24 protein-coding genes and 1 pseudogene are annotated in these 24,516 nt (G+C 40.9%); 13 read left to right on the forward strand and 12 right to left on the reverse strand.

What is annotated here, in order from left to right; all coding sequences use genetic code 11:
- Positions 1-4: 4 nt before the first annotated feature.
- Positions 5-142, forward strand: coding sequence for a hypothetical protein (locus NCCP133_RS11230; protein WP_264805067.1), 138 nt, complete (start codon positions 5-7; stop codon positions 140-142).
- A gap of 277 nt (positions 143-419) precedes the next feature.
- On the opposite strand, the gene NCCP133_RS11235 is transcribed toward NCCP133_RS11230, so the two are convergent.
- Positions 420-1,685 (reverse strand): L-lactate MFS transporter, encoded by a 1,266-nt coding sequence (locus NCCP133_RS11235; protein ID WP_264805068.1) that lies wholly within the window; start codon positions 1,683-1,685, stop codon positions 420-422.
- Between the two features lie 124 nt (positions 1,686-1,809).
- The gene (locus tag NCCP133_RS11240; protein ID WP_264805069.1) at positions 1,810-1,974 is read right to left on the reverse strand and encodes a hypothetical protein; all 165 of its coding nucleotides are present in this window, start codon (positions 1,972-1,974) and stop codon (positions 1,810-1,812) included.
- Between the two features lie 228 nt (positions 1,975-2,202).
- Between NCCP133_RS11240 and NCCP133_RS11245 the strand changes: the two genes are divergently transcribed.
- The 3 genes from NCCP133_RS11245 (at position 2,203) to NCCP133_RS11255 (ending at position 4,497) form a co-directional block, all read left to right on the forward strand.
- Positions 2,203-3,474: an MFS transporter gene (locus NCCP133_RS11245; RefSeq protein WP_264805070.1), complete on the forward strand. Its 1,272-nt coding sequence runs from the start codon at positions 2,203-2,205 to the stop codon at positions 3,472-3,474.
- 183 nt (positions 3,475-3,657) lie between these two features.
- Complete coding sequence (locus tag NCCP133_RS11250) at positions 3,658-4,047, forward strand: MarR family winged helix-turn-helix transcriptional regulator (protein WP_264805071.1); 390 nt, start codon at positions 3,658-3,660, stop codon at positions 4,045-4,047.
- 210 nt (positions 4,048-4,257) lie between these two features.
- Positions 4,258-4,497, forward strand: a complete 240-nt coding sequence (locus NCCP133_RS11255) for a hypothetical protein (protein WP_264805072.1) — start codon at positions 4,258-4,260, stop codon at positions 4,495-4,497.
- A gap of 1,158 nt (positions 4,498-5,655) precedes the next feature.
- Here NCCP133_RS11255 and NCCP133_RS11260 read toward each other — a convergent pair.
- The 3 genes from NCCP133_RS11260 to nagB are packed head-to-tail and all read right to left on the reverse strand — an operon-like array spanning position 5,656 to position 7,317.
- Entirely contained in the window at positions 5,656-5,805 is a 150-nt protein-coding gene (locus NCCP133_RS11260) for an aspartyl-phosphate phosphatase Spo0E family protein (RefSeq protein WP_264805073.1), read from the reverse strand.
- Positions 5,806-5,827: 22 nt separating this feature from the next.
- Complete coding sequence (locus NCCP133_RS11265; protein WP_264805074.1) at positions 5,828-6,565, reverse strand: SIS domain-containing protein; 738 nt, start codon at positions 6,563-6,565, stop codon at positions 5,828-5,830.
- 14 nt (positions 6,566-6,579) lie between these two features.
- The gene (nagB, locus tag NCCP133_RS11270; RefSeq protein ID WP_264805075.1) at positions 6,580-7,317 is read right to left on the reverse strand and encodes a glucosamine-6-phosphate deaminase; all 738 of its coding nucleotides are present in this window, start codon (positions 7,315-7,317) and stop codon (positions 6,580-6,582) included.
- Between the two features lie 527 nt (positions 7,318-7,844).
- On the opposite strand from nagB, the gene nagE reads away from it, so the two are divergent.
- From nagE to NCCP133_RS11300, 6 genes are all read left to right on the forward strand, one after another.
- The gene (nagE, locus tag NCCP133_RS11275; RefSeq protein ID WP_264805076.1) at positions 7,845-9,221 is read left to right on the forward strand and encodes an N-acetylglucosamine-specific PTS transporter subunit IIBC; all 1,377 of its coding nucleotides are present in this window, start codon (positions 7,845-7,847) and stop codon (positions 9,219-9,221) included.
- A 196-nt stretch (positions 9,222-9,417) separates the two neighbouring features.
- Positions 9,418-10,452, forward strand: a complete 1,035-nt coding sequence (locus NCCP133_RS11280) for an ABC transporter permease (protein WP_264805077.1) — start codon at positions 9,418-9,420, stop codon at positions 10,450-10,452.
- Position 10,453: 1 nt separating this feature from the next.
- Positions 10,454-11,155: an ABC transporter ATP-binding protein gene (locus tag NCCP133_RS11285; protein WP_264805078.1), complete on the forward strand. Its 702-nt coding sequence runs from the start codon at positions 10,454-10,456 to the stop codon at positions 11,153-11,155.
- Positions 11,156-11,276: 121 nt separating this feature from the next.
- Entirely contained in the window at positions 11,277-11,957 is a 681-nt protein-coding gene (locus NCCP133_RS11290; RefSeq protein WP_264805079.1) for a response regulator transcription factor, read from the forward strand.
- A complete protein-coding gene (locus tag NCCP133_RS11295; protein ID WP_264805080.1) occupies positions 11,954-13,336 on the forward strand; it encodes a sensor histidine kinase in 1,383 nt (460 codons plus the stop codon). The genes NCCP133_RS11290 and NCCP133_RS11295 overlap by 4 nt, the downstream gene beginning before the upstream one ends.
- A gap of 168 nt (positions 13,337-13,504) precedes the next feature.
- A complete protein-coding gene (locus tag NCCP133_RS11300) occupies positions 13,505-13,894 on the forward strand; it encodes a hypothetical protein (protein WP_264805081.1) in 390 nt (129 codons plus the stop codon).
- Here NCCP133_RS11300 and NCCP133_RS11305 read toward each other — a convergent pair.
- From NCCP133_RS11305 to NCCP133_RS11315, 3 genes are all read right to left on the reverse strand, one after another.
- Positions 13,866-14,411, reverse strand: a complete 546-nt coding sequence (locus tag NCCP133_RS11305) for a LysM peptidoglycan-binding domain-containing protein (RefSeq protein WP_264805082.1) — start codon at positions 14,409-14,411, stop codon at positions 13,866-13,868. The genes NCCP133_RS11300 and NCCP133_RS11305 overlap by 29 nt on opposite strands.
- 412 nt (positions 14,412-14,823) lie before the next feature.
- Entirely contained in the window at positions 14,824-17,184 is a 2,361-nt protein-coding gene (locus NCCP133_RS11310) for an FdhF/YdeP family oxidoreductase (protein ID WP_264805083.1), read from the reverse strand.
- Between the two features lie 252 nt (positions 17,185-17,436).
- Positions 17,437-18,699, reverse strand: a complete 1,263-nt coding sequence (locus tag NCCP133_RS11315) for an L-lactate MFS transporter (protein ID WP_264805084.1) — start codon at positions 18,697-18,699, stop codon at positions 17,437-17,439.
- Positions 18,700-19,328: 629 nt separating this feature from the next.
- On the opposite strand from NCCP133_RS11315, the gene NCCP133_RS11320 reads away from it, so the two are divergent.
- From NCCP133_RS11320 to NCCP133_RS11330, 3 genes and pseudogenes are all read left to right on the forward strand, one after another.
- Complete coding sequence (locus NCCP133_RS11320; protein WP_264805085.1) at positions 19,329-19,508, forward strand: aspartyl-phosphate phosphatase Spo0E family protein; 180 nt, start codon at positions 19,329-19,331, stop codon at positions 19,506-19,508.
- Between the two features lie 189 nt (positions 19,509-19,697).
- On the forward strand, positions 19,698-19,865 hold the full coding sequence (locus NCCP133_RS11325) for a hypothetical protein (RefSeq protein WP_264805087.1): 168 nt from the start codon (positions 19,698-19,700) through the stop codon (positions 19,863-19,865).
- A 15-nt stretch (positions 19,866-19,880) separates the two neighbouring features.
- A pseudogene (locus NCCP133_RS11330) lies at positions 19,881-20,210 on the forward strand (redoxin domain-containing protein); the annotation flags it as partial.
- A 33-nt stretch (positions 20,211-20,243) separates the two neighbouring features.
- Here the strand turns inward: NCCP133_RS11330 and NCCP133_RS21965 are convergent.
- From NCCP133_RS21965 to proB, 4 genes are all read right to left on the reverse strand, one after another.
- Complete coding sequence (locus tag NCCP133_RS21965; protein ID WP_442874256.1) at positions 20,244-20,336, reverse strand: putative holin-like toxin; 93 nt, start codon at positions 20,334-20,336, stop codon at positions 20,244-20,246.
- Between the two features lie 317 nt (positions 20,337-20,653).
- Positions 20,654-21,682 (reverse strand): hypothetical protein, encoded by a 1,029-nt coding sequence (locus tag NCCP133_RS11335; protein WP_264805088.1) that lies wholly within the window; start codon positions 21,680-21,682, stop codon positions 20,654-20,656.
- Positions 21,683-22,106: 424 nt separating this feature from the next.
- Positions 22,107-23,336 carry a glutamate-5-semialdehyde dehydrogenase gene (locus NCCP133_RS11340; RefSeq protein ID WP_309298058.1) on the reverse strand — a complete coding sequence of 410 codons (1,230 nt, stop codon included), beginning with the start codon at positions 23,334-23,336 and terminating at the stop codon, positions 22,107-22,109.
- Positions 23,336-24,457 carry a glutamate 5-kinase gene (proB, locus tag NCCP133_RS11345; protein ID WP_264805189.1) on the reverse strand — a complete coding sequence of 374 codons (1,122 nt, stop codon included), beginning with the start codon at positions 24,455-24,457 and terminating at the stop codon, positions 23,336-23,338. The genes NCCP133_RS11340 and proB overlap by 1 nt, the downstream gene beginning before the upstream one ends.
- Positions 24,458-24,516: the final 59 nt, after the last annotated feature.

Here is a 24,516-nt window from a genome sequence, read left to right on the forward strand (position 1 = left end):
TCATTTGCCAAGAGTTTGTGAAATTTGCGGACGAAGAGATGAGTCGGAAGAAGAAGAATACAGTTTTGACATGCTTAATATTTGCCCAGATTGCACAAATGACCGTGTTCATCCTTCAACGCTGGAAAATTTGGAAGGTTAGCTTGGACAGTTGAATAAAGCATAACACCTGCCCCTTTCCCCTGCTTTTCGGGAAAGGGGCTTACCTTTTTTACAGAAAGGCTCTATTAACCTTTGGTGCAGATTTCTACTTTAGTTACTCAAGCTGTCGGAGGCGGCTGACGCTCTTTCTCCCTTTGCGCCTGTGGAGTCCCCTTTTGGTTCGCACGCCCGCGGGGTTTCGCACCTTGCGCTCCAATCGATAGGTGAAACGATTATCTTTGGACAGGGCGCCCAGTCATAGGCAAGAGCTGCTCAGGTTATTCTGTGACAAGCTGGCTGCTTGTCCTTCTTTGTTTTTTCGTTTCTCTGATTTTCTTGATATCACGCTTCATGAGCAAGGAAACGATGAAGCCGATTCCGAGCATGACGGCAAATACGTAGAAAGTTACAGTGTAGCTTTGTGTTGCTTCGTATATATTGGATACGAGCATTGGTCCTACAACACCTGCGATTGACCAGGATGTGAGCAGGTATCCATGGATAGCGCCAAGCTGCTTTGTTCCAAACAGGTCACCGATAAAGGCAGGCAGGGATGCGAATCCCCCTCCGTAGCAAGAAACGATAATATAAAGGAAGATCGAAAAAATAAATGAGTTGGTAATAAACGGCAAAATTAGGAATGCGGCTACTTGTATAAGGAAGAAGGTCAAATATGTATTGCCTCTTCCCAAATAGTCAGATGCAGATGCCCATCCAATTCTTCCACCGCCATTAAAAAGGCCCATGATGCCGACAATGCTTGCAGCCATGATCGCACTTGCGCCCGTGATTTCCTGTGCCATTGGCGCCGCCACAGACAAGATCATAATTCCGGCTGAGATGTTGATGAACATCATGATCCACAAAAGCCAGAATCTTTTCGTTTTAATCGCTTCATTGGCAGTCAGCTGAGAGAGGTCCGCTTTGACTGGACGTTCTTCATTTTTTTCTGCCATTCCTTCAGGCGCCCATCCTTCAGGCGGCTTTGCGATGTAAAGCGAACCGGCAATCATAAGAATAAAATAGCTAATTCCCAGAATGTAAAATGTGGTTGGTATGCTTGTAGCAATAATCAGTCTGCTGGCGATCGGGCTTGTAATCAGCGCACCGGCTCCAAAGCCCATAACGGCCATCCCTGTCGCAAGTCCCCTTCTATCTGGAAACCACTTTACTAATGTGGAAACAGGTGCAATATAGCCAAAGCCAAGACCTAATCCTCCAACAATACCGAAAAAGATTAAGAATAGTGCATAGCTTTCCATTTGGATGGCAAACCCTGTCCCAATCGTCCCGATGCCAAAAAATACAGCGGCAATCATCGCTGATTTCCTTGGCCCATTTTTTTCAACAAACCTGCCAAAGAAGGCAGCGGCAACACCGAGAATAAAGATAGCAATCGTAAATGCCAGTGATACATCCGTTTTTTCCCAGCCCAATGCTTCTTTTAATGGATTTTGATACACACTGTAGGCATATACAGATCCAATGGATAGATGGATGGCAACAGCTGAGAGTGCAATCAGCCACCTGTTCTTGTTAGCCATAAAAAACTCCTTTCCCGCTTTATTATTTTATTTATTCCCCAAATAGGGGATGGCTTTGATGCTACTTTTTACCTTCCCAAAAAAACCTGCCTCTAATCCTTTTAGAGACAGGCTTTTTGTAAAATTAATACGCGATAAAACCTTTTTTTAATAAATGAATTTGAGTTTGATAATTGTCCATGGCTTCCTCAAAAGATAGTTCACCTGCAAATTTCTTGACGATCTTATGAAAGGTGACAGAAGAAATAATCTGCATCACATGAAAAAGATCATGTTCGTCCTTTGCCATGAGCATGTCCTGATTGATAGCTTGCTGATTTGTTTAAAATCACTGTTAAGATCCGTTTCCCCATAGCTTGTTGCCAGCACATTTTCAATTTGAAGTGTCCGATTGAGAAACAAGTTCCTTATAAACTGAAGATTTTCTTCCTCTTCCGTGATCATTCATAATTGTTTCATTATTTTGTAAATATGTTACAATTAATCTAATTCCATCAATACTTTAAAGGAGAAAAATGTGAATATAAAAACGATACATAGGGGCTGGCAAATCCTTTTGCTTTCCGTTTTGACAGGGCTGGCATGCCTTGGGCTGGGCCGTTTTTCATATGGTGCCATTCTTCCATTTATGAAAGCGGGGTTAAACCTGAACTATATTGAAACGGGATGGGTAACCTCTTCCATTTTCATGGGGTATGTTTTATGTGCTTTTTTCGCAGGCTATTTTGTGAATAAGTTTTCAGCAAAAAAAGTGATCATCGTGTTTTTATGGGTTATTTTCCTAGGGATGATTGCAACGTCTTTAAGTACAGGCTTTATTTCAGCCTATCTATCAAGCTTTTTTATTGGAATTGGGTCAGGAGGGGCAAATGTGGCCTCGATGGGCATTGTTTCTTCCTGGTTTTCTCCCCGAAAAAGAGGTATGGCATTAGGCATTCTGAATGCCGGCAATGGTTTGGGAATTGTTTTCTCGGGAGTAGCTGTTCCAATGATCGTCACTTCGAGTATCGGTTCTGGCTGGAGAGTCAGCTGGGTGCTGCTGGCCATTATTGTGCTGTTCATATCTATATTGAATATTTTCTTTTTAAAAAGCCATCCAGGCGATGCAGGTGTTTTGCCTGTTGGAAGTTTAAATGAAAGCATTAATAAAAGTACTTCCCTAAAATCAACTACCGGTCGCTTACTCTCCATTTACAAAAATCCACGGGTGTGGACAATCGGCATTTGTTATTTCCTTTGGGGATTCAGCTATATTATGTTCACCACATTTCTGGTTGACTTTCTGATTGATTTCGGCCTTAGCAGCCTCTTTGCAGGCAGGATATTTGCGGTTGCCGGTTTTATCAGTATTATCAGCGGTTTTCTATGGGGTTCGATATCAGACCGCCTCGGACGGCTGACATCATTATCTCTTGTCTTCTTTATGCAAATGCTTTTCCTGCTCGGTTTTAGTTTGTCAGCGAACAGCAGCGGTTTAATCGCACTTGCGATTCTTTACAGTATTACATTATGGGGAACACCTGCTATCATTCTGGCAAGTACATCGGAATTTGTTAGTCAATCACAAGTATCAAGTGCAATCGGGTTTTTAACACTTTTCTTTGGGATCGGACAGTTAGTGGGACCCATCATCATTGGGTATATTTTAAATTTAACAAGCTCCTATTCCCATGCCTTTTTCCTTTCAGCTCTCTCCTGCTTCTTGGGTTCCCTGATTAGCTTAACGCTGCATTATTATTTAAAAAAAGCAAAAACTCATACCGCACAGCACATTAATAGCGGAGCCTAATCACTGGCTGATTGCCGGGATTAGGCTTTTTTTTGCTTTCCAGCCTATTTACATTTCCCTATCTGCAACTGTATAATAGGTATAATAACTTTAGTTACCCTAAGTAACTATTATTCGGAGTAACTGATTCAGGAGGTTTCCAAGATCAAAACTTTTCAAAAATTCTTCCACCAGCTCGTTTTAATGTACCGACCCTTTGAAAATAGGCTGAATGTGGAGCTAAGCAGACACAATTTATTCCGTGCCCAATGGTCCATTCTGTATTACTTATTTAATGAAAATTCATCGACACTTGTTGAGCTTTCAACCTACCTTGGTGTAGAAAAACCCACTGTTACGCGGACCATAGCAAAATTGGAAGAAATGGGCTATTTGGAAGCTGTACCAACAAAGGACAAACGGGAAAAAAGAATGCAGCTAACCGAGTCCGGACAAAAAGTCTATCTGGATGTCCGTGTAACAATTGATGAATTTGAAATGGATATTTTAAAAGGAATTTCGGAGGAGGAACAGCTTGAAGGAATTCGCCTCATGAGTGAAATCCGTAAAAATTTAATGCAGCAGGAGGAGTAATACAATTGAATGATCCTAGACCAAAACTGTGGACCAAAGACTTGCAACCGCAGTGGGTCCCTTCAATGGATTGTTTATGATGCAAAAAGTATCGTTTCAAATCATCTTCCTATTTTGTCTCGCAATAGGCATTCTTGCTTTAATCACTTCCTTCTTTTTATATGTGCCTCCTTTGGAAACTGACAGCAATCCTGCACACAGGCTGCAGCGGTGAAACTCACGCCAGTTAACAGGATGGGATTGGCTACTTCAACGTTCTTTATTTTTCTTGATACCGGACTTGGTTTTGGGCCTTATCTGCGTGGATTCATTATTCCAGTTACAGGATACAGCATACTTTATAGTCTGATGGCTTTATTCATTTTGTTAACAGCTGGACTTTATTATATTTTGCATGGGAAAAAGGAAAGTTCGGAGAAAGCAAGATTTGATGCATCAGCGGCGGGATGATTGTAAAGAATCGGGTGTGGAGCCCTGTTCTTTTTTTATGAATGTGAATAAGGATGTTTCGTTCATTTGTTTGGAGTGGGGACATTTTTACTCGATCTTCGGCATTTAATCTGTCATTTATTCGAAAAAGGGAGCAAAGATGCTTTTAACTTTTAAGTATTGAAAAACCGCTTAGTGCAGCTGCCTAAGCGGTTTTTCAATAGGTTTATTTGCAGCTAGGTCCATTGTTAGAAATATTTCCTAAACACATTCTTCCTTTTACGATAAGCATCCGTGATAACCTGAAAACCATATAATAGGACCGCTCTTACTAAAAGAATGCCAATAAGCTGAACATTATTTATCCTTCCTAACCTTCCAATACCTGCCCACTTTAAGAATGCGATTCCAGGGAAGGCGAATAATACGTGTAAGATAGCATTCAAAACCATATACTTTTTTAATTTGCCATAAGCAAGTTTCAACACCCAAAAAGAAGCTATAAAATAGGGTCCAATGATAAAAGCGGTCTCCCCTTTTACTTTAGGGTGAATGCTAGTATAAAAATACCACCAGTTCCGCTTGTAGGCTGCGATGTTCAATAATTTCGTGAAAACACTCATGAAAATCGCGGATGGGAGGAATTTTTTAAACTCTCGCTTTTTAATAAAGGGTAATGTGAGCCAGGGAAGAATCATCATAAAAATTAATATGGACCTAGAGTATGACTTCAAAAATAATGCACCTCCAATTGGTAGGATGCACCAAGTTTGAAAATTTTATGATTCATTTCATAAAAAATGCAGCTGTTTATGGGATTAGCTGCTGCAGAATGAGAATAATTTAGGTTGATAGTCGATCATGGCTGCATGATAGGCCGCAGGTAGTCATTATTTGACACATCATTCCCTCCCTTATAGAACTGCCAGTTAAAAGGGATGCGGAAATTAATGTTGTAATCACTCTATAGAAGCCCGTAGTACGAAAAAAAGATCCCATATAGAACTGGAATCACGTTTATTTTGGTTTATTCGTCAATTTCAGGCATTTGTTCGCTAAATTTCTTCATTTGTTCGCTAAAAATTAAATTTATTCGCCGAAATTTATATTTTATTCGCTACTTTTAACCGTTTATTCGCTAAGTTCACATTTGCCCCCAATAAATCAGCGGACTGTTCTTTAAATGCAGTAAGCTGTGCTTGAAAAATCAATAAATCCAGTTTTTGGCTTAATTTTTAATGTCTGTACATCTGTCATCCCATTGGCAAGAATATTTTCGATCATAGCCTGCCTGGTTTGTTCGATCATTTCTTTTAAGCTAGCTGCCATCTAAATAACCTCAATTAATTCTTCAGCCTTCCAGCAGCGGAATCCTTTGTTTATAACGTTCTACTAGTGTTCGGTTATGATCTTTAGCTCCATCGACATTTCCGCTTTTAAATATAGGCGGCTGAAATCCACTTTTAAGCATCAGCTCTACAGCTTCTGCTATTATACTGTTTACAATAGCCATTCCGGCAATCGTGGAGCCTGAGCCAAAGCTGTTTTCCATTAATGGATGATTCAGCAGCGCATCCCCCGCTTCAATATGATTGTCAATTGAGAGGTCGGCGGTCTGATACAGATATTTACCGTGTTTGTGACGGGATGATTGTGTTTTCGCATAACGCGGCGAGGTGACAACAATCACATAAGCTCCCTTTGACCTTGCTATTTCAGCAACATCAATTGGAACTGGATTTCGTCCTGATGTGGATGCCACGATCACCACATCTTGTGGCAGGACATCTGCATTATGCATAAATTCAGCGGCAAGGTCATTTTTCTTTTCCAGCGCTGAGGAACGGACTGCCCCTTTATGAAGCATTAAATCTTCAATTAAAATAGGGTGAATGGGCGCAAGGCCGCCTGCCCGGTAAAAGAGTTCTTCTCCAATCATATGAGAATGCCCGCAGCCAAAAACATGGACAATTCCATCGTTTTGGATACAGTCCGCAATTGCTTTTGCTGCTGTTTTCAAACTTTGTCCTTCCTTTTTTTCAATTGTGTCCAACAAATTCTTTATTTCGCTCAAATACTGTCCTAACATGGTAAAAACTCCTTTTATGAATGGACTCTTATTTCGGCAAGGGCTGCTTTATCAGCGATGATTTTGACATTTGTATGCTTTCTAAGAATCGATGCGGGGAACTGCTCAGCTATATTTCCGGCTAGAAGCTGTTTTGTGGCTTCACTTTTTGCCTCGCCTGAGACCAGGAGCAGGATTTCCTTGCTTTTCATGATGGTCGAAATTCCCATCGTAATCGCTTGGTCTGGCACTTCATCCAGATTGGAGAAAAATCTGGCATTTGCTTCTCTTGTTGACTGAGCCAAGTCAACAAGATGTGTTTTGGAAGAGAATGAGGTCCCTGGTTCATTAAAGCCAATATGCCCATTGCTTCCTATCCCCAGGATTTGCAGGTCAATCCCGGCACGACGATCAAGCAGGCGTTCATAATCAAAGCATTCCTTTTCCATATCATTAGCCACTCCGCTTGGAATGTATGTGTTTTTCTTAGAAATATCCAGATGATCAAATAAGATCGAATTCATAAAGTAACGGTAGCTGCTGGGGTGATTGCCACTGAGGCCGATATACTCGTCCAGGTTAAAAGTAGTAACATCTTTGTATGACGTCCCGTTGCTTTTATGGTCTTCTATAAGATGTTTATAGGTTCCTACCGGGGTGCTTCCTGTGGCCAAACCCAGTTTTATACTGGGGTATTGGCGTACCTCTTTGATTATATATTCAGCTGCTGTTTTGCTCATTTCTTCATAGTTTTTCACTTTTAATATATCCACAAAGCATTCCTCCTAGCTAAAAGCACTTCTCCTCTAACTTGCACTTCCTGTCATTCTTGGATAAAACCAACGTTGTTATTACAACCTAATCATTAGGTTTTCTACTTAAAAATGCTGCCCGTTGATTTTCGCTTCGGTCACTTGTTTTCCGCGGGAAGGAATGCGAGCCTCCTCGGCTGCGCCTGCGGGGTCTCCCACACCCTCACCTCCCGCAAGAGTCAAGAGCCCTCCCCTACAATCAACTCAGTGGTCAAACTAAGTTACCCTGCACAATAGTAACTACTATATCGCAGCAATAATGAAAGTAAATCTTTTCGATATGTATCGTATCACCTTTAAGTATAGTTGTCTATACCAATTATGGATATGCAAACAAAAAATATAGCGATTGAAATAGATAGTAATTAGACAGATGTAATTTTTCTTTTATTATTGGTATAGACAACTATATTAATATTTTGGTATGATAACACAAGCTCGATAAAACGCTTTCTTACTTTTTATTCACTAATAAAGGAGAGATCTACATGTTAGGGTTTTTACAAAGAATTGGTAAAGCTTTAATGCTTCCAATTGCCGTCTTGCCTGCAGCCGGTCTTTTGCTTCGCTTCGGACAAGATGACTTATTAGGCATTCCATTTATCGCCAATGCCGGTGATGCAATTTTTGCCAACCTAGCGCTTATTTTTGCCATTGGGGTTGCCATGGGATTTGCGAAGGATAATAACGGAGCTGCCGCCCTCTCAGGCGCAATCGGGTTCCTTGTTTTAACCGAAGGGGCAGCTGCGATTGATGAAAATATTAATATGGGTGTTTTAGGCGGTATTATTGCTGGTATTATTGCTGGACTTTTATACAACCGCTTTCATGATATTAAGCTTCCGGAGTGGCTCGGTTTCTTCAGCGGAAGAAGATTTGTCCCAATCATCACTTCCGTTACAATGATTCTTTTGGCAGCCATTGCAGGGTTTGCCTGGCCGCCAATCCAAAGTGCCATTGATGGTTTGGGTAATTGGATTATCGGACTTGGTGCGGTTGGATCCGGATTATTTGGATTCCTGAACCGTTTGCTGATACCTTTAGGCCTACACCATGTGCTAAACAGTCTGTTTTGGTTCCAATTTGGTGAATTCGAAGAGGTTAACGGAGATATCGCCCGTTTCTTCGCGGGTGACCCATCAGCCGGTGCCTATATGACTGGATTCTTCCCTGTCATGATGTTCGGTCTGCCAGCTGCGGCATTTGCGATTATCGCAGCTGCGAAGCCAGAGAAAAGAAAAGCGGTTTCCGGTATGTTTATCGGTTTGGCTTTAACGTCTTTCCTTACAGGGATTACAGAACCAATTGAATTTTCATTTATGTTTATTGCCCCACTATTATATGGAGTTCACGCCGTTTTAACCGGTGTTTCCATGTGGCTGACAACACTGCTCGGAATCCGTGATGGGTTTACCTTCTCGGCCGGAGCCATTGATTATGCCTTAAACTTTAATATTGCCGAAAAGCCGCTATTGCTTTTTGGAATTGGCGTAATCTATGCCATTCTTTACTTCATCATTTTCTATGCTTTAATCAGAGCATTCCATCTGAAAACACCTGGACGTGAAGACGAAGAGGAAAATGAAGTTGTGCCAAAAGCTGCCTATAAAGAAGGCAATAACAAATATGAAACAATGGCAAGCCATTTCATTCAGGATCTTGGCGGCATGGAAAACATCACCTCCATTGATAACTGTGCAACAAGACTGCGTCTGAGTATTAAAGACATGGATCAAGTTCAGGACAATGCGCTCAAATCACATGGTGCAAAAGGGATCATGAAACTGAGCAAAACGAACTTACAAATTATTGTTGGAACAGATGTTGAGTTTGTTGCGGATGAAATGAAGAAAATTACCAGGTAATTACCTAAAACCAGTGTCCTCTTTTGGACACTGGTTTTTTATTTTCACGGCTAAAGAAGAAATAGAATACCCGCGCCATGTAAAATCCAGGCTTTCCATATTTTGATTGCTGCCTTCGAATGTAAAGTTTCGTTCATCCTCTGTTCATATAGGAGGTATATTCTAAAAATGCAAAAAAGAGATTGGAGGAATTTTGATGAACCTTGCATGGAAAGAAGTGAAAAAAAATAAACTTAGATTTTTGATTTTAGGTTCCATTATTTTTCTAATTAGCTTGCTAACATTTATTATTTCCGGGTTAGCGAACGGACTATCGCAGGATAATGCTGCATTAGTTAAAGATCTGCCAGATGGGCAATTTTATATGAATGCAGATGCAGACGAAACCTATAATCTTTCGAGAATAGATCGTCATATCCAGGAAAAATTGTTAACCAGCCAGAAAGATGTTGCAGCACTCTCCATTCAAATGGGTTTTTTGAATGATAAGAATGATAAACAACAAAGCGTTGCTTTTGTCACCTCAACCGAATCTAAGATGTTTGAGAATGTTAAACCCGGGGAGATCATATTGGATCGTTCTATGGAGGATAAAGGGATAAAAGCTGGAGACATTTTAACGAACAATCAATTTAGCGGTGAGTTTATGGTAAAAGGTTTTGTTGATCAAAAGAAATTCAGCCATGCACCTGTTGCTTTTATTCATATCGAGAATTACAAAGAAATGTATAGAGTTGGCGAAATGCAATTAATTTTCGTCCCTGGCCAGGATAAAGCACAAGAAGCAGATGGCTTGCAATCATTTTCAAAGAAAGAATTTCTCGATACAATTCCAAGCTACAATGCAGAACAAATGTCTCTTAATATGATTGTTTGGTTTTTAGTAGTGATTAGTGGAATGTTGTTCGCAATCTTCTTCTATATGATGAACGTCCAAAAAATTGCATTGTACGGTATTTTGAAAGCGATTGGATTAAAAACAAGTGCCTTATTCAAAATGATGTGGACACAAATGCTTTTTATTACCGGAATAGCACTTGGTTTATCAGCTGCACTCATTCAAGGATTTAATATGTTTGCACCTGAAGAAATTCCTTTTAGATTAACCATAGAAACGATTTCCTTATTGTCGATGGTCTTTTTCATTATCGGATTTATTGGCGCTACACTTTCAGGGGTTCAAATTAAAAAAATCGAACCTTTACAAGCGATTCAACAAGGAGAGGTTTAATATGGAATTTTTTACGGTGAATGAACTAAAAAAAGCATTCACGAATGGTGAAGTGAAGGAAGAAATACTAAAAGGAATCAATCTTTCTCTAAAAAAAGGCGAAATGACAGCATTAGTAGGTGCTTCAGGATCTGGTAAAAGTACGCTCCTTACAATAGCAGCAGGACTTCAACCTGCTTCAGATGGTCAAATACTATTTGAAGGAAAAAATATAAATACCATGAACCAAGAGCAAATTCGGAAAATACGGGCAAGTAAATTTGGCTTTGTCTTTCAATTTGCACATCTTGTTCCTTTTCTTACAGTAGAAGAACAGCTAATGCTGATGCTGGATGTTTCTGAATCAAGATTAAATAAACATGAACAAAAAAGCGAAGTGAATAGAATATTAAAATTAGTTGGAATGGACCATCGGAAAACTGCTTATCCCTCTTCCCTATCAGGCGGAGAGAAACAGCGGGTTGCGTTTGCTCGTGCAATCATTCATCAGCCTATGGTTCTCTTCGCAGATGAACCAACTGCAAGCTTGGATTCCAAAAGGTCTAAAGAGATTATGTCATTAATCCGAGATTTAACAAAAAACCTGAACATTACTACCCTAATGGTTACACATGATGAGGAAATGCTTCCATACACCGATCGTATAATCAAAATGAGTGATGGCCTCATTCTGCAAAATTTTGAGCCGCAGGCAAAGTCTTAATAATGTGATTTTTAATATAAACCAAAGCCCTTCTATTGTGCTGGGCTATTTTTTTATATACAGTTTATAAAGTAAAAACACATTAGTTTAATAATAAATTTTACCTTTAGGAGAAAACATGATGGCAAATATACTAATTGTTGATGACGATAGCAATATTTTAAAGCTAATCGGGATCTTTTTGTCTGAACAAGGTTATAAAGTATTAAAAGCAACGAATGGAATCGATGCACTGGAAATTCTAAAAAAGGAACTATGTCATTTAGCTGTTGTTGATGTAATGATGCCTTTTATGGATGGCTATTCATTAACAACAGAGATTCGAAATCAGTATAATATTCCTGTTATCCTGTTAACAGCTAAAAACCAAATTGAGGATAAGGAGCGAGGGTTTCTTGCAGGTACGGATGATTATCTTGTTAAACCTTTCGAACCGAAGGAATTAAGCTTTCGTATAAAAGCTTTGCTGCGGCGATACGATACTCATCATGATGAGTACATTGTTCGCATAGGCAGCACTGCGATAAACAAAAAAAGCTATGAAGTTAAGGTGGGAGACCGTACGATCCTTCTACCCTTAAAGGAGTTTGAACTTTTGTATTTTCTCCTATCGAACCCTATGCAAGTGTTTTCCAGAGACCACCTGATTGAACAGATTTGGGGGCTGGATTATGAAGGAGATGAACGAACGGTAGATGTTCATATAAAAAGGCTAAGAGAACGCTTTTCTAAATTGGCGGATACTTTTCATATTAAAACAGTACGCGGGGTTGGATATTCCCTGGAGGTTAAACGCGAATGAAATCTCTTTATATAAAATTCGTTGTCATTACGATTGGAATTATGATTTTTAGCAGCATTTTTGCTTTTTTGATCTCCAATACATATTACCATCAAAAATTAAAACCCCATAACGATCAAAAAATCACAGCATTTGCAGAATCAATCGCTGCGTTCACTAATGAGCACCCTGCCATCGACTTGATTGAGTACTTAGAAAATATTTCTTCCATTGGCTATCAAATTTATTTAGTTGATTATGCTGGAGATGAATCTTTTTTTGGTGCAGCATTCAGGGATAACAATCTTTCTGTTTCAACAAAAGAGCATGTTTTAAACGGCCATGTTTATCATGGTATTCTCCATTTTCCGCAAGAAACGTTTGTAACTGGCTTTTTTGCAAATGAATTGAAGAATACCATTGGCGTTCCATTAACACATAACGGCAAGAATTATGCCCTCTTTCTCAGGCCGGATATTAAACTCCTTTTTAATGAAATGCATCTTTTATTTGCGTGGCTGCTTGCATTTACCATCATTCTAAGCATCATTATGGTAGTTTTCAGTACAAAATATTTAGTAAGACCCATATCAAAACTGACAAAAGCCACAAAATCACTTTCCAATGGAGATTTCAATGTGGAACTTGATATTAATCGTTATGATGAACTTGGCGAACTTTCCCATAGCTTTCAGCGAATGGCAAATAAATTAGAACAAATGGATGACATGAGAAAGGAATTCATCTCGAACATTTCTCATGATATTCAGTCTCCTCTATCGAATATTAAGGGATATACAAACCTATTGGAAAACGCATCCACAAGTTCAAAAGAAAGAGTCCAGTACGTTTCCATCATAAATGGTGAAATTAGAAGGCTATCAACTTTAACCAAGCAATTATTACTTCTTGCCTCATTAGACCGTAATGATGATATTTTGAAAAAAAAGACATTCAATGTTGGTCAGCAAATGAAGGACTTAATACGTAATTATCAATGGCTAGTAAGCGAAAAAGGCATAATGCTCAGCTACTCTTTACCAGATACGGAAATCATCGGTGACCCATCATTACTAAACACAGTTTGGGATAATCTATTAGCTAATGCCATTAAATATAATAAACCAGATGGCAGTATTGAAATCTTAATAGAAGAGAGAGAAAAATCGATCGCAGTAACCTTTGAAGATAGCGGAATTGGAATGAGTAAGGCAGAAATTGATAGGATATTTGATCGCTTTTATCGGGCAGATACTGCACGAACACGAACAATTGAAGGAACAGGATTAGGATTATCCATTGTTTGGTCCATCGTTAAATTGCATGATGGCCATGTTTATGTAAAGAGTGAAGAAAAAGAAGGTACTGCTTTTATTGTGGAATTGCCAGTTCATTCATAAACCCTTTTTTGTCATTCACTACCGGCGGAGTTCCCATTTGGTAAAGGATGGCTCTTTTTTTGTAAACATTTATTCATCTTCTGTTCATATTCCTGGAGTAAATTATTGAAGAGCAGAGAGCTGCGTGTTTATTATAGTAAATATATTATTTAGGAGGAGATTTTGGTTATGAATAATAATAGTCAAATACTATTGCGTTTTGCTGGTGTTTTTGGGGTGATTGGAGCGATATTGGGTGCACATATGGCTGGTTCAGGTTCGTATGCGTTCAGGCCCGTTCATGCACATATTCTAGTCGTTGGCTGGTTAAGTCTTTTTGCATGGGCTGTTTACTACAAAGTTTTCCAAACATCCCAAACCCTATTGACGAAGATTCATGTTTGGACTGCTATTATAGGCTCAGTAGGTTTAACTGTCGGCATGTGGTTATACATGGTTAAGCCATTTAATCTTCCAGAAGGATTAACCCTAATCTTATACATTGGCGGAGGAGTTGCATTACTTGTAAGTTTCGCTGTCTTTTTCTTAATTACAATCTTTTACAGAGATGAAAAATAAATTCATAGGTGTCACCGGGTTTTAACCCAAAAATATGAAGCTGCTCTTTTTCAAAAAAGTACGCGTCCTTAACACCCGCTTTTTTAACAGCTTCCAACTGCTTTTCAGCATTCTTTTTATCTTTAAAAGCGCCAGCCTGAACGCGGTAATGCGATTTACCATCAATAACAGCAATGCCAATCGCTGCAGGAATATTTTTTTCCTTTAAAAAGGAAACTCGCTTTTCAGCATTTTCTTTATTGCTAAAAGAGCCAGCCATAATCTTATGAAATGAGTCCTGCTCATCAGATAAAATCAGGCGCTGACCCGTATAGATTGTTGTTCCCTTTAGATGGTTCACCTCCATGATCCTGTCTGCACTGGTATGGTTCTTTTTGGCAAGCGAGTAAAGAGTATCCCCTTTCTCAACCACCATCATCTCTTTATCTGGATTGTGGCCTGCCATCACTGCTCCCCCTAAGAAAATAACCGCCAAAGAAATAATGCCTGCTGTGAAAATCTGTTTGATTTTCCTCAATATAATCACCTCACTATATCTGACGCAGGAAAATAATGTATATCGCAGGCGGACAAGCCTAAATATGATTTTTAGGGATAATTGGGCGAGTGCTTAAAACATGAATCGCTTCATGCGGAATCTTTATGATATGCGCACAGGGATCGGGTGGTACTTATGCTTAAAATTAAATCAATCTCATCCAGGGGAATAGCATCGTTTCAGCGATTAATTACCTTTTCCTTCATGACGACCTTTTTTCTTCCCATGAGTGGTTTTCGGGCTTCCTGAACGCTTCATGGCGACCTTTTTTCTTCCCTTGAGAGGTTTTCCGGCTTCCTGAACGCTTCTTGGCGACCTTTATCCTAACCATAAGAAGTTTTCCAGCTTTATAATCATACAAAAAGAGATGGCCCAAAGCCATCTCTCCTCATTAAGCTGGTGCATCAATCTCATCTTCAGCAATATGTCTTTCATTATATTCAACATCTTTGCGCGCATTATAGCGGTCTGCTTTTTCCAGTGTAACCGTGATGTTGTAATCGGGGATGCCGGCGAATTTTTCGTAACGGCCTCTTGGCAATAGGAAGTTTCCTTCTGGGAAGTGGACTTCTACGTTGCCGCGGGTGATATCGACGAATTTGGCTCTTCCCTGGAAGACACCGAATCCGTTGTAAAGGACAATGCCTTCGCCTTCTGCGATGCTCAGATCGTGCGCATCTTCAGCATTCATTAAGACATCATAGCGGCCAGCGCCGTTCAGCGGGTCAATCTCCTTATAGACCATGGAATTGAATTGCTTCCCGCGGCGGGAAGTCACGATAAACTGCCCTTCTTTTTTGCCAAGGGCCGGAATATCAACAGGAACCAGGCTGCCTTTTCCATCTGGTGTCGGACAGATTCCGCCCTCGCAAAGCCACGCGCCGCCCCACTGGAAGACATCACCAGTTTTTTTCAGATGCTGGATGCCATCGTAGCTCGGATTCGCCAGGGCAATTTCATCACGGATTTCCTGTGCATTTTTAAAATCAACCAGATGAGCTGTTTCGGGCTTCACCCGTTTTGCTAAATCAATATAGATTTTCCATTCTGCACGTGCTTCTTCAATCTTGTTCTTATTGCCTTCGATTTCTGGGCTGAAGTACACCATCCGCTCAGTGGAAGTGGACGTTCCGCCGCCTTCTTGCTCATAGCGTGTTTTTGCCGGAAGCACGATGACCGCTTCTTTGGCATCAACCAATGTGGATGTATTTAGAATAATATCCTGATGGACACGAATATCGAGTTCAGACAATGCTTTTTTATTGAAATCAGGATCTGGCATCGTTTCAAGGAAGTTACCGCCCGATAGATAATAAAGCTTGATTTTACGCTCATGATCTTCAGGAAGCAGGATATTCTCAAGCGTTACCCCGACAATATCTCCCTGCCATTTTTGCAGTTCAAACCCCCAAAGGTTTTGAATGCGGTCAAAATTGTCCCCGTAGAAGTCTCCGCCAGGAAGAACGAATGGATCGGCGCCCATTTCTCCGCTTCCCTGTACGGATGAATGTCCGCGGAACGGCATTAAGCCATTATGTTTTCTTCCAAGGTGGCCGCGAAGCAATGCAAGATTGGCAACCTGAGAAATATTATCTGTCGCAAATGAATGCATCGTTAAGCCAAGCGCCCATGCATAAACAGCATTTTTGCTTTTGGCAAGAAGCTCAGCCAACTCAATAATCCGCCCTTTAGAGACACCGGAAGACTTTATGATTTCATCCCATGATTGATCTTTCACTTTCTTTTTCAGGTCTTCATAGCCGTTTACATGCTCGTTAACGAAGGAATGGTTAATCGCAGAACCGCGTTCCGCCTTCTCCATATCGAACCAATGCTTCATGATTCCGTGCATGAATGCGATATCCCCGCCGATGTTCACCTGGTAAAAATCATCCGCAATTTTTGTGCCAAAAAGAGCAGACTCAGGGTTTGATGGAATCCAGTATTTATCCATTGCAGGCTCTTTGTATGGATTAACAACAATAATTTTTGTTCCGTTTTTCTTCGCTTCCAGCATATATTTCGATGAAACCGGTGAACTATTCGATGCAACGCTTCCCCAGAATAAAAGAACGTCCGTACCAATCCAGTCAAGATAGTTTGCCGTCGAAGCTCCGACTCCAATTGACCGCTTCAAAGCTGTTTTGGAAGGGGAATGACAGATACGGCTTGCGTTATCAATATGGTTGGTGCCAAGGAAACGGGCTACCTTCCCTGCTGCATAATATGATTCATTTGTAATTCCGCGGCTAGTCAGGTAGAACGCATACTGCTTGGGATCAAGTGCCATCAGCTTCTCCGCGATCATGTCCATCGCATCATCCCAAGTGATTCGGGAGAATTTCCGCTCTCCTTTTCGGCGGATCATTGGGTATGGAATACGGCCAAGCTTGCGAAGTTCCGTACTGTCATATTTGCGAAGCTCATCAATATCAGCATGCAGCATTTCAGGTTTGATCGCACCGGCTGTGTTCAAACGAAGAACATTCAATCGGGTTGTACAGACGTGAGGTCCCTTCAGCGTCTGGTCATAAAGTCCGGATACACCTAGTGCGCAGCCGTCGCAAACCCCTTTAGTTAAAATATTTGTCGCGTAGCCAAGATTATCTTTGTTTTCCCATAGAATCTTCGCAGTATCCCTCATATGCTTTGGCTTAATTTTTCCCAGTCCAAATGGAATAGGGCTGACCCAATGTTTCGGATCCGGCATGGCTTTTTTCTTCTGCGGTCCTGGATGTTTTGTTTTACCCACTTAAACCACTCCCTTAAATTTATTGCAAGTATTTAATAGAGATTATTTCTCTGAATTCTCAAGGGTTACATTAACTATTTACTATTTTATATGGGCTAAAAGTGCAAGCATGACGCTATTGCCCTTTTTAAATTGAAAACCACCGCAAAAAGCAACTATTAAATAGCAGCGTGTTTCTGTGGTGGTTAGTCTTTAGCAAGTTCGCTGCCAAGTGCCATACCAATCGAAAGCTATAAAAATTTCTATCTAAAATTAGCTAACTAAACGTTCATTCGCTTCGTTTTGCTTGCGCAATTTTCTAATATCAAATCGTATGAGGATTGAAACGATGAATGCCACAACGAAAAACCCGGCAAAGCTTGTTAAGCTTGAAGCATAGCTTCCAGTGGAATCCTTCATCCAAGCTGCGAACATGGGGCCGGCAAGTCCGGCAGCTGCCCATGCCGTAAGGATGTATCCGTGAATGGCGCCAAGCTGCTTTGTGCCAAAAACATCACCGATAAAGGCTGGGATGGATGAGAACCCTCCGCCGTACATGGTGTAAACAATCGCAAGCATAATTTGAAAAAGTACTGCTTCTTTTGTATGAGGCAATAACAAGAACAAAGCAATTTGCGACACGAAGAAAATCGTGTACGTATTCGGGCGGCCAATGTAATCAGAAACGGAAGCCCATACGAGACGGCCAAGACCGTTGAAAATACCAAGCACCCCTACAAGCGTTGCAGCTTCTGCCGTTGTTAAGCCGATGCTTTCCTGTGCCAATGGCTTTGCAGCTGATAGAATTGCGATCCCGCATGTAACATTGATGAATAACATAAACCATAAATAGTAAAACCGGGATGTCTTCACTGCTTCATTCGCTGTTAACTGGGACAAATCCTGTTTGAATTTAATTTTTCCAGTCTTGGCTTTTTCCTTCATGCCTCTTGGTGCCCAATCAGCAGGCGGTTTTTCCAAATATAAAGAAGATAATGTCATAATGATCAGGTAAGCCGCACCTAGAATAAAGAATGTGCTGGCTGTGCCTACAGATTTAATCAAAGTGTCCATGATTGGGCTGGCTACCGCTGCAGCGAAACCAAATCCCATGATGGCAAGTCCAGTCGCAAAACCTCTGCGGTCAGGAAACCATTTTACCAGTGTGGAAACAGGAGCAATATATCCTACTCCTAAACCGATACCGCCGAGCACCCCATATGTTATGTATAAAAATGGCAAAGAACCAAGGTTTACGGCAAGTCCTGCTCCAAGCATTCCAGCGCCAAAAAATCCTGCAGCCAGAAGGCCGGCCTTTCTCGGACCATGTTTTTCAACGAAATGTCCAAGGAATGCTGCAGACAATCCCAAAAATAGTATGGCCAAACTGAATGTTAATTGCACCTGCTTAGACGTCCAGCCGAACTCTTCGATCAAAGGATTGGTGAAGTTGCTCCAGGCGTATACGGATCCAATCGAAATGTGAATCCCTACTGCCGAAGCGGCGATCAGCCACCGATTTTTCGTTTTATTCACTTCTCTTCCCCCTTTTAAAAAAATTTTGACAGTCAATGCATGCTGTGGCCCTTATCAATAAAATCCCGCTGAAATAAAAAAACCGCCAATCCCTTCTTCATGCACCATTTTGGATGCATAGAAGAAAGATTGACGGTTAATATCAAGCAGGTTCGCTGCCTAAGGACCAACTGTTAATCGTTGTCAAATCTTACATTTTAACCGACGACAGGTTCGCTATCTCAAATCAAAATGTGACAGATTTATGAACTTAACTTCAAAAAAAATCATATCACTTTGATAAAGCTTGTTCAAGACTTTTTAAAATATTGTTTTATCAATTTTTCACTAAAGAGATATGAAAAAGGGTAAGGCTGTTTTTTTCATCGGCAGGATGTTTATTTGCAAATTCACTATAAGAATAGAGAGGAAATGTAACCCCATTGATAATTCAGTGTAAAGCCCGTGAGAATAATAGATGACAAGAATATGAATTGGAGCAGTTGGTCTTAGTGCATGAACACTATTCATTCGATAATGTTGAATCTTGTAATGTTTTAATAAGTTTTGTCGAATCCGTTTATTTACGGTTGTTTTTGTCGATAATAGAAAATAGTATTTCACCAATCCCCAGATTAGGAGCCGAACATATGACCACGACTTTGACTTCGACTGCTATTGAAAAACTTCATAACGAAATTGATGATCTACGCAGAAAGATGATTTCTGTTGGAAGAAGAAAGGGATTGTCACATCCAGAAACGCTCATGTACAGCGAGAAGCTCGACCAGCTCATCTATAAAGTACAGCACAGCAAATTCATCCTTTAGAACATCCTCTCTCCTTTTTTTTACTGTCCACTCCCCTAATTATTAGTCAATAGAACGCACACTTTTTTGGGAAGAAGTGTGTTTGTTTTACGATAGAACGCCGGCGTGCATCTTTGTTGTAAAATGACACAAAACTTGCCATAATGGTAGAGGCTCTTACATTAAATTTTTGAAAGAAATGGAGATAGTATGCGCAGAAAACTTGTTGTTTTAATGGCAATGGTTTTGCTAATCTTGTCAGCCTGCGGCCAGGATTCAGCCCAGAAACCAATTACGTTGAAAGACCAGAATAGTCATGAAGTGACATTTCCGCAGGACAAGCCAAGTCTTTTCTTCTTTATCACCACCTACACCTGAGGACTCTGTCAGCAGCAACTGGTCGAGTTGCATCAGAACTTGGATAAACTAGAAGGCATGAACGTAAATATGTATATTGTCAGCAATGACCAGCCTGAGCAGCAGCTTGAACTGTATACGGCACTTGAAGAAAAAATGGGTCAAAGCCTCCCTTTTTTATCAGATCCTGAAATGGAATTGATTGAACAGGCTGACATGAAAAATGGCGACACTGCCTACAGAGGCTATGCCCTAATGGATACAAAAGGAAATATCACATACAATACGATCAATGACCATTGGGGCGAAGAAATCGATAAAACAGTTAAAGAAATCAAAGTTGAGTATAAGGAACTCTCCAACTAACCAAAACAGAAAAAACACGCTAAGGCAGCGTGTTCAAGAATCCCTGTCTCTATCTGAAAATTGGAGCATGGCGATAACAAACATACCGAAACTGATCATCAAAGACAACACTTCAAAGGTACCCATAATCAACCATCGCCTCCTTATCCTCAGCCTTCCCGGAACCAAACTTGTCCTATACTCAGGAAAAGTGCCTAATTGGAATTTCGTACAAAAGGACTAAAGAAGGAAAGAGCCTGCCACATGCAAATTTTGCGTGTGACAGGCTCTTTTTGGATCTGTTTCTAGGTTTTTATTCAGAATTCATCTCTAATTTAGCTTAAAAATCATTTATGTACGGATAGCATTCTTTTATTTTGTATAAAAATTTTTATGTGCGAATAGCATGATTAATTTGCATATAAAAATATTGGTGTGCGTCCATTGTTTATCTCAAGCTAGAACTATAAACTTTTTCCAGCACGCTCTCCTTCCAAAACCGGCAACCGCACATGGTCCTTCTGCAAAACTTGAATGCTTAAAACAAGTTCAATGATCAGGAGAACCAGTATAATCCAAATGCCTATATGAATGATCGTTTGCTGTATTGAGAATAAAGCTGGAACCTTTAAAAAAGCCGTAAAAGTAAAGAACATGGCAAATGTAAAAATCCGGCTCCACTGGGTTACGTTATAAGTGAAAACTCCGGACCTGACACCATACATTCGAATCCGTTTGGCAAGCCTATATCCCTCAATAATTTCTACAATGAGAAATAGGAGAAAAGTTCCCAGCCAGATTACAGCGACAAACTGATCACTGACTATTGCAGATTTCATCATGGCAAGCCCGCTGATTGACAGGGCCCCGTGGAGAATGCAGTTGGTGTTATTCCAGTCGTCAGCTATGTCCCAATGGGCCGCTGTGTAGCGCTTAAGAATAAACCAGCTGCTGACCAAGTAAAAGCTCAAGCCGATTATCATCATGCCAGCATTAAAATAAACCGGAACATGTTCAAACACTGTATTAAAAAGCAGAATGAGGGATTGGGTACTAACCGTGGTAAGCAGCAAAATCCCATGCACACGCTGCAGCATTCCAGAACGATGGATTTCTATGAAACTTCTTAAACTGATTGCCATGTAGCACAGCCACAATCCAGCATTTAAAACAGCAACTGCCGAGGCTGCCACTCCTCCTCCAAATTGCTTATAAATTAAAATTCCGCAAATCGAAGAGCCCGCAACCCACGTGCCAATCCCAAAGCGATTGATTGGATTCGCATAATGAATCTTTCTGAATTCCCCTTTTAAAATGGAGGCAGCAATCGATAATAAAAATGCGAGCCACAGCCCAATATCTACGATACTTAATAATCTGCCAAAGCCGCTCACAGCTAAAACATTCAGCAAAACACCATGTGTCACAATCCCGAGCGCCATCACAGCAGCCATCGCTGCCGTACTAATATGAATTTTTTTAAATTTGATCACCAAAAAAGCCGCAGAACTAATAAAGATCAACAACACTAATGAAAACAATATAATCACCGTGGTAAAGTTTTATTTTTATTATATCAAACTATCTGATAGTCCGCTTAAATCATTGTATGGTGATTAAAACATTTATAGGTCCTCTGAGAAAAAAATGACTTGTGTAAAATTTTTCACCCTGCATATTCAGAGTTTGTCTTTAAAAACTTTCAAGCGTATAGACGAGTTTAATAGCGTAAGAAAAATTTTCTTTGCATAAAAAGGAGTTTATTTCTAATATTTTTTCTCCATATAGACGGTTTACTCTGCATATAAAATAAGTTCATCCGCTTTTCAACGATGCTGCCTGCATATTCTCTTCTAATGGATGGATCCCCAAAAATAAGACAGTGCACAAAATTGTCACTGTCCCTCAAGAAAAAATTCACTTAACCTGCCCATTCCCCTTAATAATGTATTTGGTCGAAGTCAGCGCAGGCAGTCCCATCGGTCCGCGTGCATGGAGCTTTTGTGTACTAATGCCGATTTCCGCCCCGAAACCGAATTCGAAACCATCTGTGAATCGGGTTGAGGCATTATGGTAAACAGCCGCTGCATCCACTTCGTTTAGAAACTTTTCTGCACTTTTCAAATCAGTTGAAACGATTGCTTCAGAATGCTTCGTACCATACCGATTGATATGCGCGATGGCTTCTATAACAGAATCCACCAGCTTTATTGCGACTTCCAGTCCAAGGTATTCAGTGCCCCAGTCTTCATCAGCTGCCGGGATAATGCCTTTTCCAGGTACACCCTTATCCCCATGGATTATGACCCCTTTTGCTTGTAACGCTTCTACCAGCTCTGATAAGCCCGCCCATTCTCTATGGACAATAATCGTTTCACAAGCATTGCATACAGAGGGACGCTGGGTTTTGGCATTAATCGCTATGTTAATCGCCATTTTTTGATCAGCACTTTTATCGATAAAAACATGGCAATTGCCGGCACCTGTTTCTAAAACAGGCACGGTGGAATTTTCCACCACGGTTTTAATCAGCTTCGCACCCCCGCGCGGAATCAATACATCTAGGTAATCATTCAGCTTGAACATTTGTGATGCAGTTTCTCGGCTCTTGTCTTCAATGAGCTGAATAGCATCAACTGGCAACTCACTTTTTTCGAGAGCGTTATGGATGACCTTAACAATTGCTATATTGGAATGGATAGCAGTCGAACTGCCACGCAGCAGTACAGCATTTCCTGTTTTCAAACACAGACTCGATGCATCCACCGTCACATTTGGCCTCGCTTCATAAATCATGCCGACGACGCCAAGCGGTACGCGAACTTGCGAGATGGAAAGTCCATTTGGGCGCTCCCATTCTGCCAATCTTTCCCCAACTGGATCATCCAGCTCCTTCAGTTGAAGTAATGCATCCGCCATATCCTGTAGCCGAACCTCATTCAGACGAAGCCGATCCAGCAGTGACTCATTCATGCCGCTTTCCCTGCCTGCAGCAAGGTCTTTTTCATTTTCCTCTAGGATATACTCCTTTTCCTCCATGAGCTGGCTAGAGATTAATTCGAGTGCATGATTCTTCTGCAGTGTCGGCATCGCAGCCAGCAATTCTGTCGCTTTCTTTGCCTTCTCCCCTTTTTGAACCAATTCCATTATCTTGTCTCCCTTCCTTTTTGGCTTACCCAGTGATCACGGTGAATGACTTCACTGCGATCACTGTTTACAATCTGCATCGCTTCTGAACTAGGCAGTCCTTTTATGTGGCTCAATTCATCCGAAGAAAAATTAACCTGTCCCTTTCCAAGGATATCTCCTTTTGGGCCAACAACTTCTACGACATCATGAACAAGGAAGTGACCGATAATGTTCGTGACACCAGCTGGCAGGAGGCTTTTTCCCTGATTTAAAATCGCGCGGGCAGCTCCTTTGTCCACTTCAATTTTTCCGTTAGGCACGGAATGCAGCGCAAGCCATTGCTTGGATTGTTTAACGATTGCCTGCGAATTGCTGCCAATATAAGTCCCGTCCCCTTTGCCATTCAAGATCTCTGCTAGTTTTTCAGGACCGCTGCCAACACCAATAAAGACTCCAACACCCAATGCCAATGCCGTCCGTGCTGCCTCAAGCTTTGTCGTCATCCCGCCGGTACCAACCTTCGACCCTGAACCGGAAGCGGCCTTTAACAGGTCCTTTGAGATTTCAGCGATGAAATTATATTTTTTTGCTTGCGGGTTTGTTCGCGGATTTGAATCATAAATGCCGTTGATGTCTGTCAGGATGATCAGATGCTGTGCCTGGACAAGACCGCTGACAAGAGCTGACAGCATATCATTATCGCCAAACGTCAGCTCCTCAATGGATACTGAATCATTTTCATTAATGATGGGAAGAACATTCCGTTTCAACAGCTCAGCCAATGTTGCGTTGGCATTTTGATACTGTTCCTTGTGCAGGAAGTTTTGCCTTGTTAACAATAATTGGGCTGCCACTATCCCATGCTTTTTAAATTCCTCCGTATATCCTTGCAGCAGCTGCCCCTGCCCGACAGCAGCAGCAGCCTGTTTCCCGGCAATCGTAACAGGGCGGGCAGGGTAACCAAGATCAGTAAACCCTGCAGCCACTGCTCCGGATGAAATCAAAATAACGTCATGTCCAAGCTGCTTTAATCGGGCAAGTGCCGCCACATGTTCCTGTAGCTTTTCTATGCAGAGGCCTCCAATTGTATTGGTCAGCGAACTGCTCCCAATTTTGACCACAATTCTCTTCTTTTTCACACTTTCCACCAGCCAATCCATTAGAAATTTCAAAGTGCCTAGTTTAGCCCATCCACCCC

Origin of the sequence: Cytobacillus sp. NCCP-133 (assembly GCF_026011715.1) — a bacterium.
Lineage (GTDB): Bacteria > Bacillota > Bacilli > Bacillales > Cytobacillaceae > Cytobacillus.

Bases quoted from the DNA above. Each gene is read 5' to 3' on its own strand.
- NCCP133_RS21965 (WP_442874256.1), bottom strand. From the start codon at position 20,336: ATGGGTACCTTTGAAGTGTTGTCTTTGATGATCAGTTTCGGTATGTTT.
- NCCP133_RS11340 (WP_309298058.1), bottom strand. From the start codon at position 23,336: ATGGAATTGGTTCAAAAAGGGGAGAAGGCAAAGAAAGCGACAGAATTG.
- NCCP133_RS11290 (WP_264805079.1), top strand. From the start codon at position 11,277: ATGGCAAATATACTAATTGTTGATGACGATAGCAATATTTTAAAGCTA.
- NCCP133_RS11325 (WP_264805087.1), top strand. From the start codon at position 19,698: ATGCGCAGAAAACTTGTTGTTTTAATGGCAATGGTTTTGCTAATCTTG.
- NCCP133_RS11240 (WP_264805069.1), bottom strand. From the start codon at position 1,974: ATGGCAAAGGACGAACATGATCTTTTTCATGTGATGCAGATTATTTCT.
- nagE (WP_264805076.1), top strand. From the start codon at position 7,845: ATGTTAGGGTTTTTACAAAGAATTGGTAAAGCTTTAATGCTTCCAATT.
- NCCP133_RS11260 (WP_264805073.1), bottom strand. From the start codon at position 5,805: ATGGCAGCTAGCTTAAAAGAAATGATCGAACAAACCAGGCAGGCTATG.
- NCCP133_RS11280 (WP_264805077.1), top strand. From the start codon at position 9,418: ATGAACCTTGCATGGAAAGAAGTGAAAAAAAATAAACTTAGATTTTTG.
- NCCP133_RS11265 (WP_264805074.1), bottom strand. From the start codon at position 6,565: ATGTTAGGACAGTATTTGAGCGAAATAAAGAATTTGTTGGACACAATT.
- NCCP133_RS11320 (WP_264805085.1), top strand. From the start codon at position 19,329: ATGACCACGACTTTGACTTCGACTGCTATTGAAAAACTTCATAACGAA.
- NCCP133_RS11235 (WP_264805068.1), bottom strand. From the start codon at position 1,685: ATGGCTAACAAGAACAGGTGGCTGATTGCACTCTCAGCTGTTGCCATC.
- NCCP133_RS11295 (WP_264805080.1), top strand. From the start codon at position 11,954: ATGAAATCTCTTTATATAAAATTCGTTGTCATTACGATTGGAATTATG.
- NCCP133_RS11300 (WP_264805081.1), top strand. From the start codon at position 13,505: ATGAATAATAATAGTCAAATACTATTGCGTTTTGCTGGTGTTTTTGGG.
- NCCP133_RS11285 (WP_264805078.1), top strand. From the start codon at position 10,454: ATGGAATTTTTTACGGTGAATGAACTAAAAAAAGCATTCACGAATGGT.
- NCCP133_RS11250 (WP_264805071.1), top strand. From the start codon at position 3,658: ATGTACCGACCCTTTGAAAATAGGCTGAATGTGGAGCTAAGCAGACAC.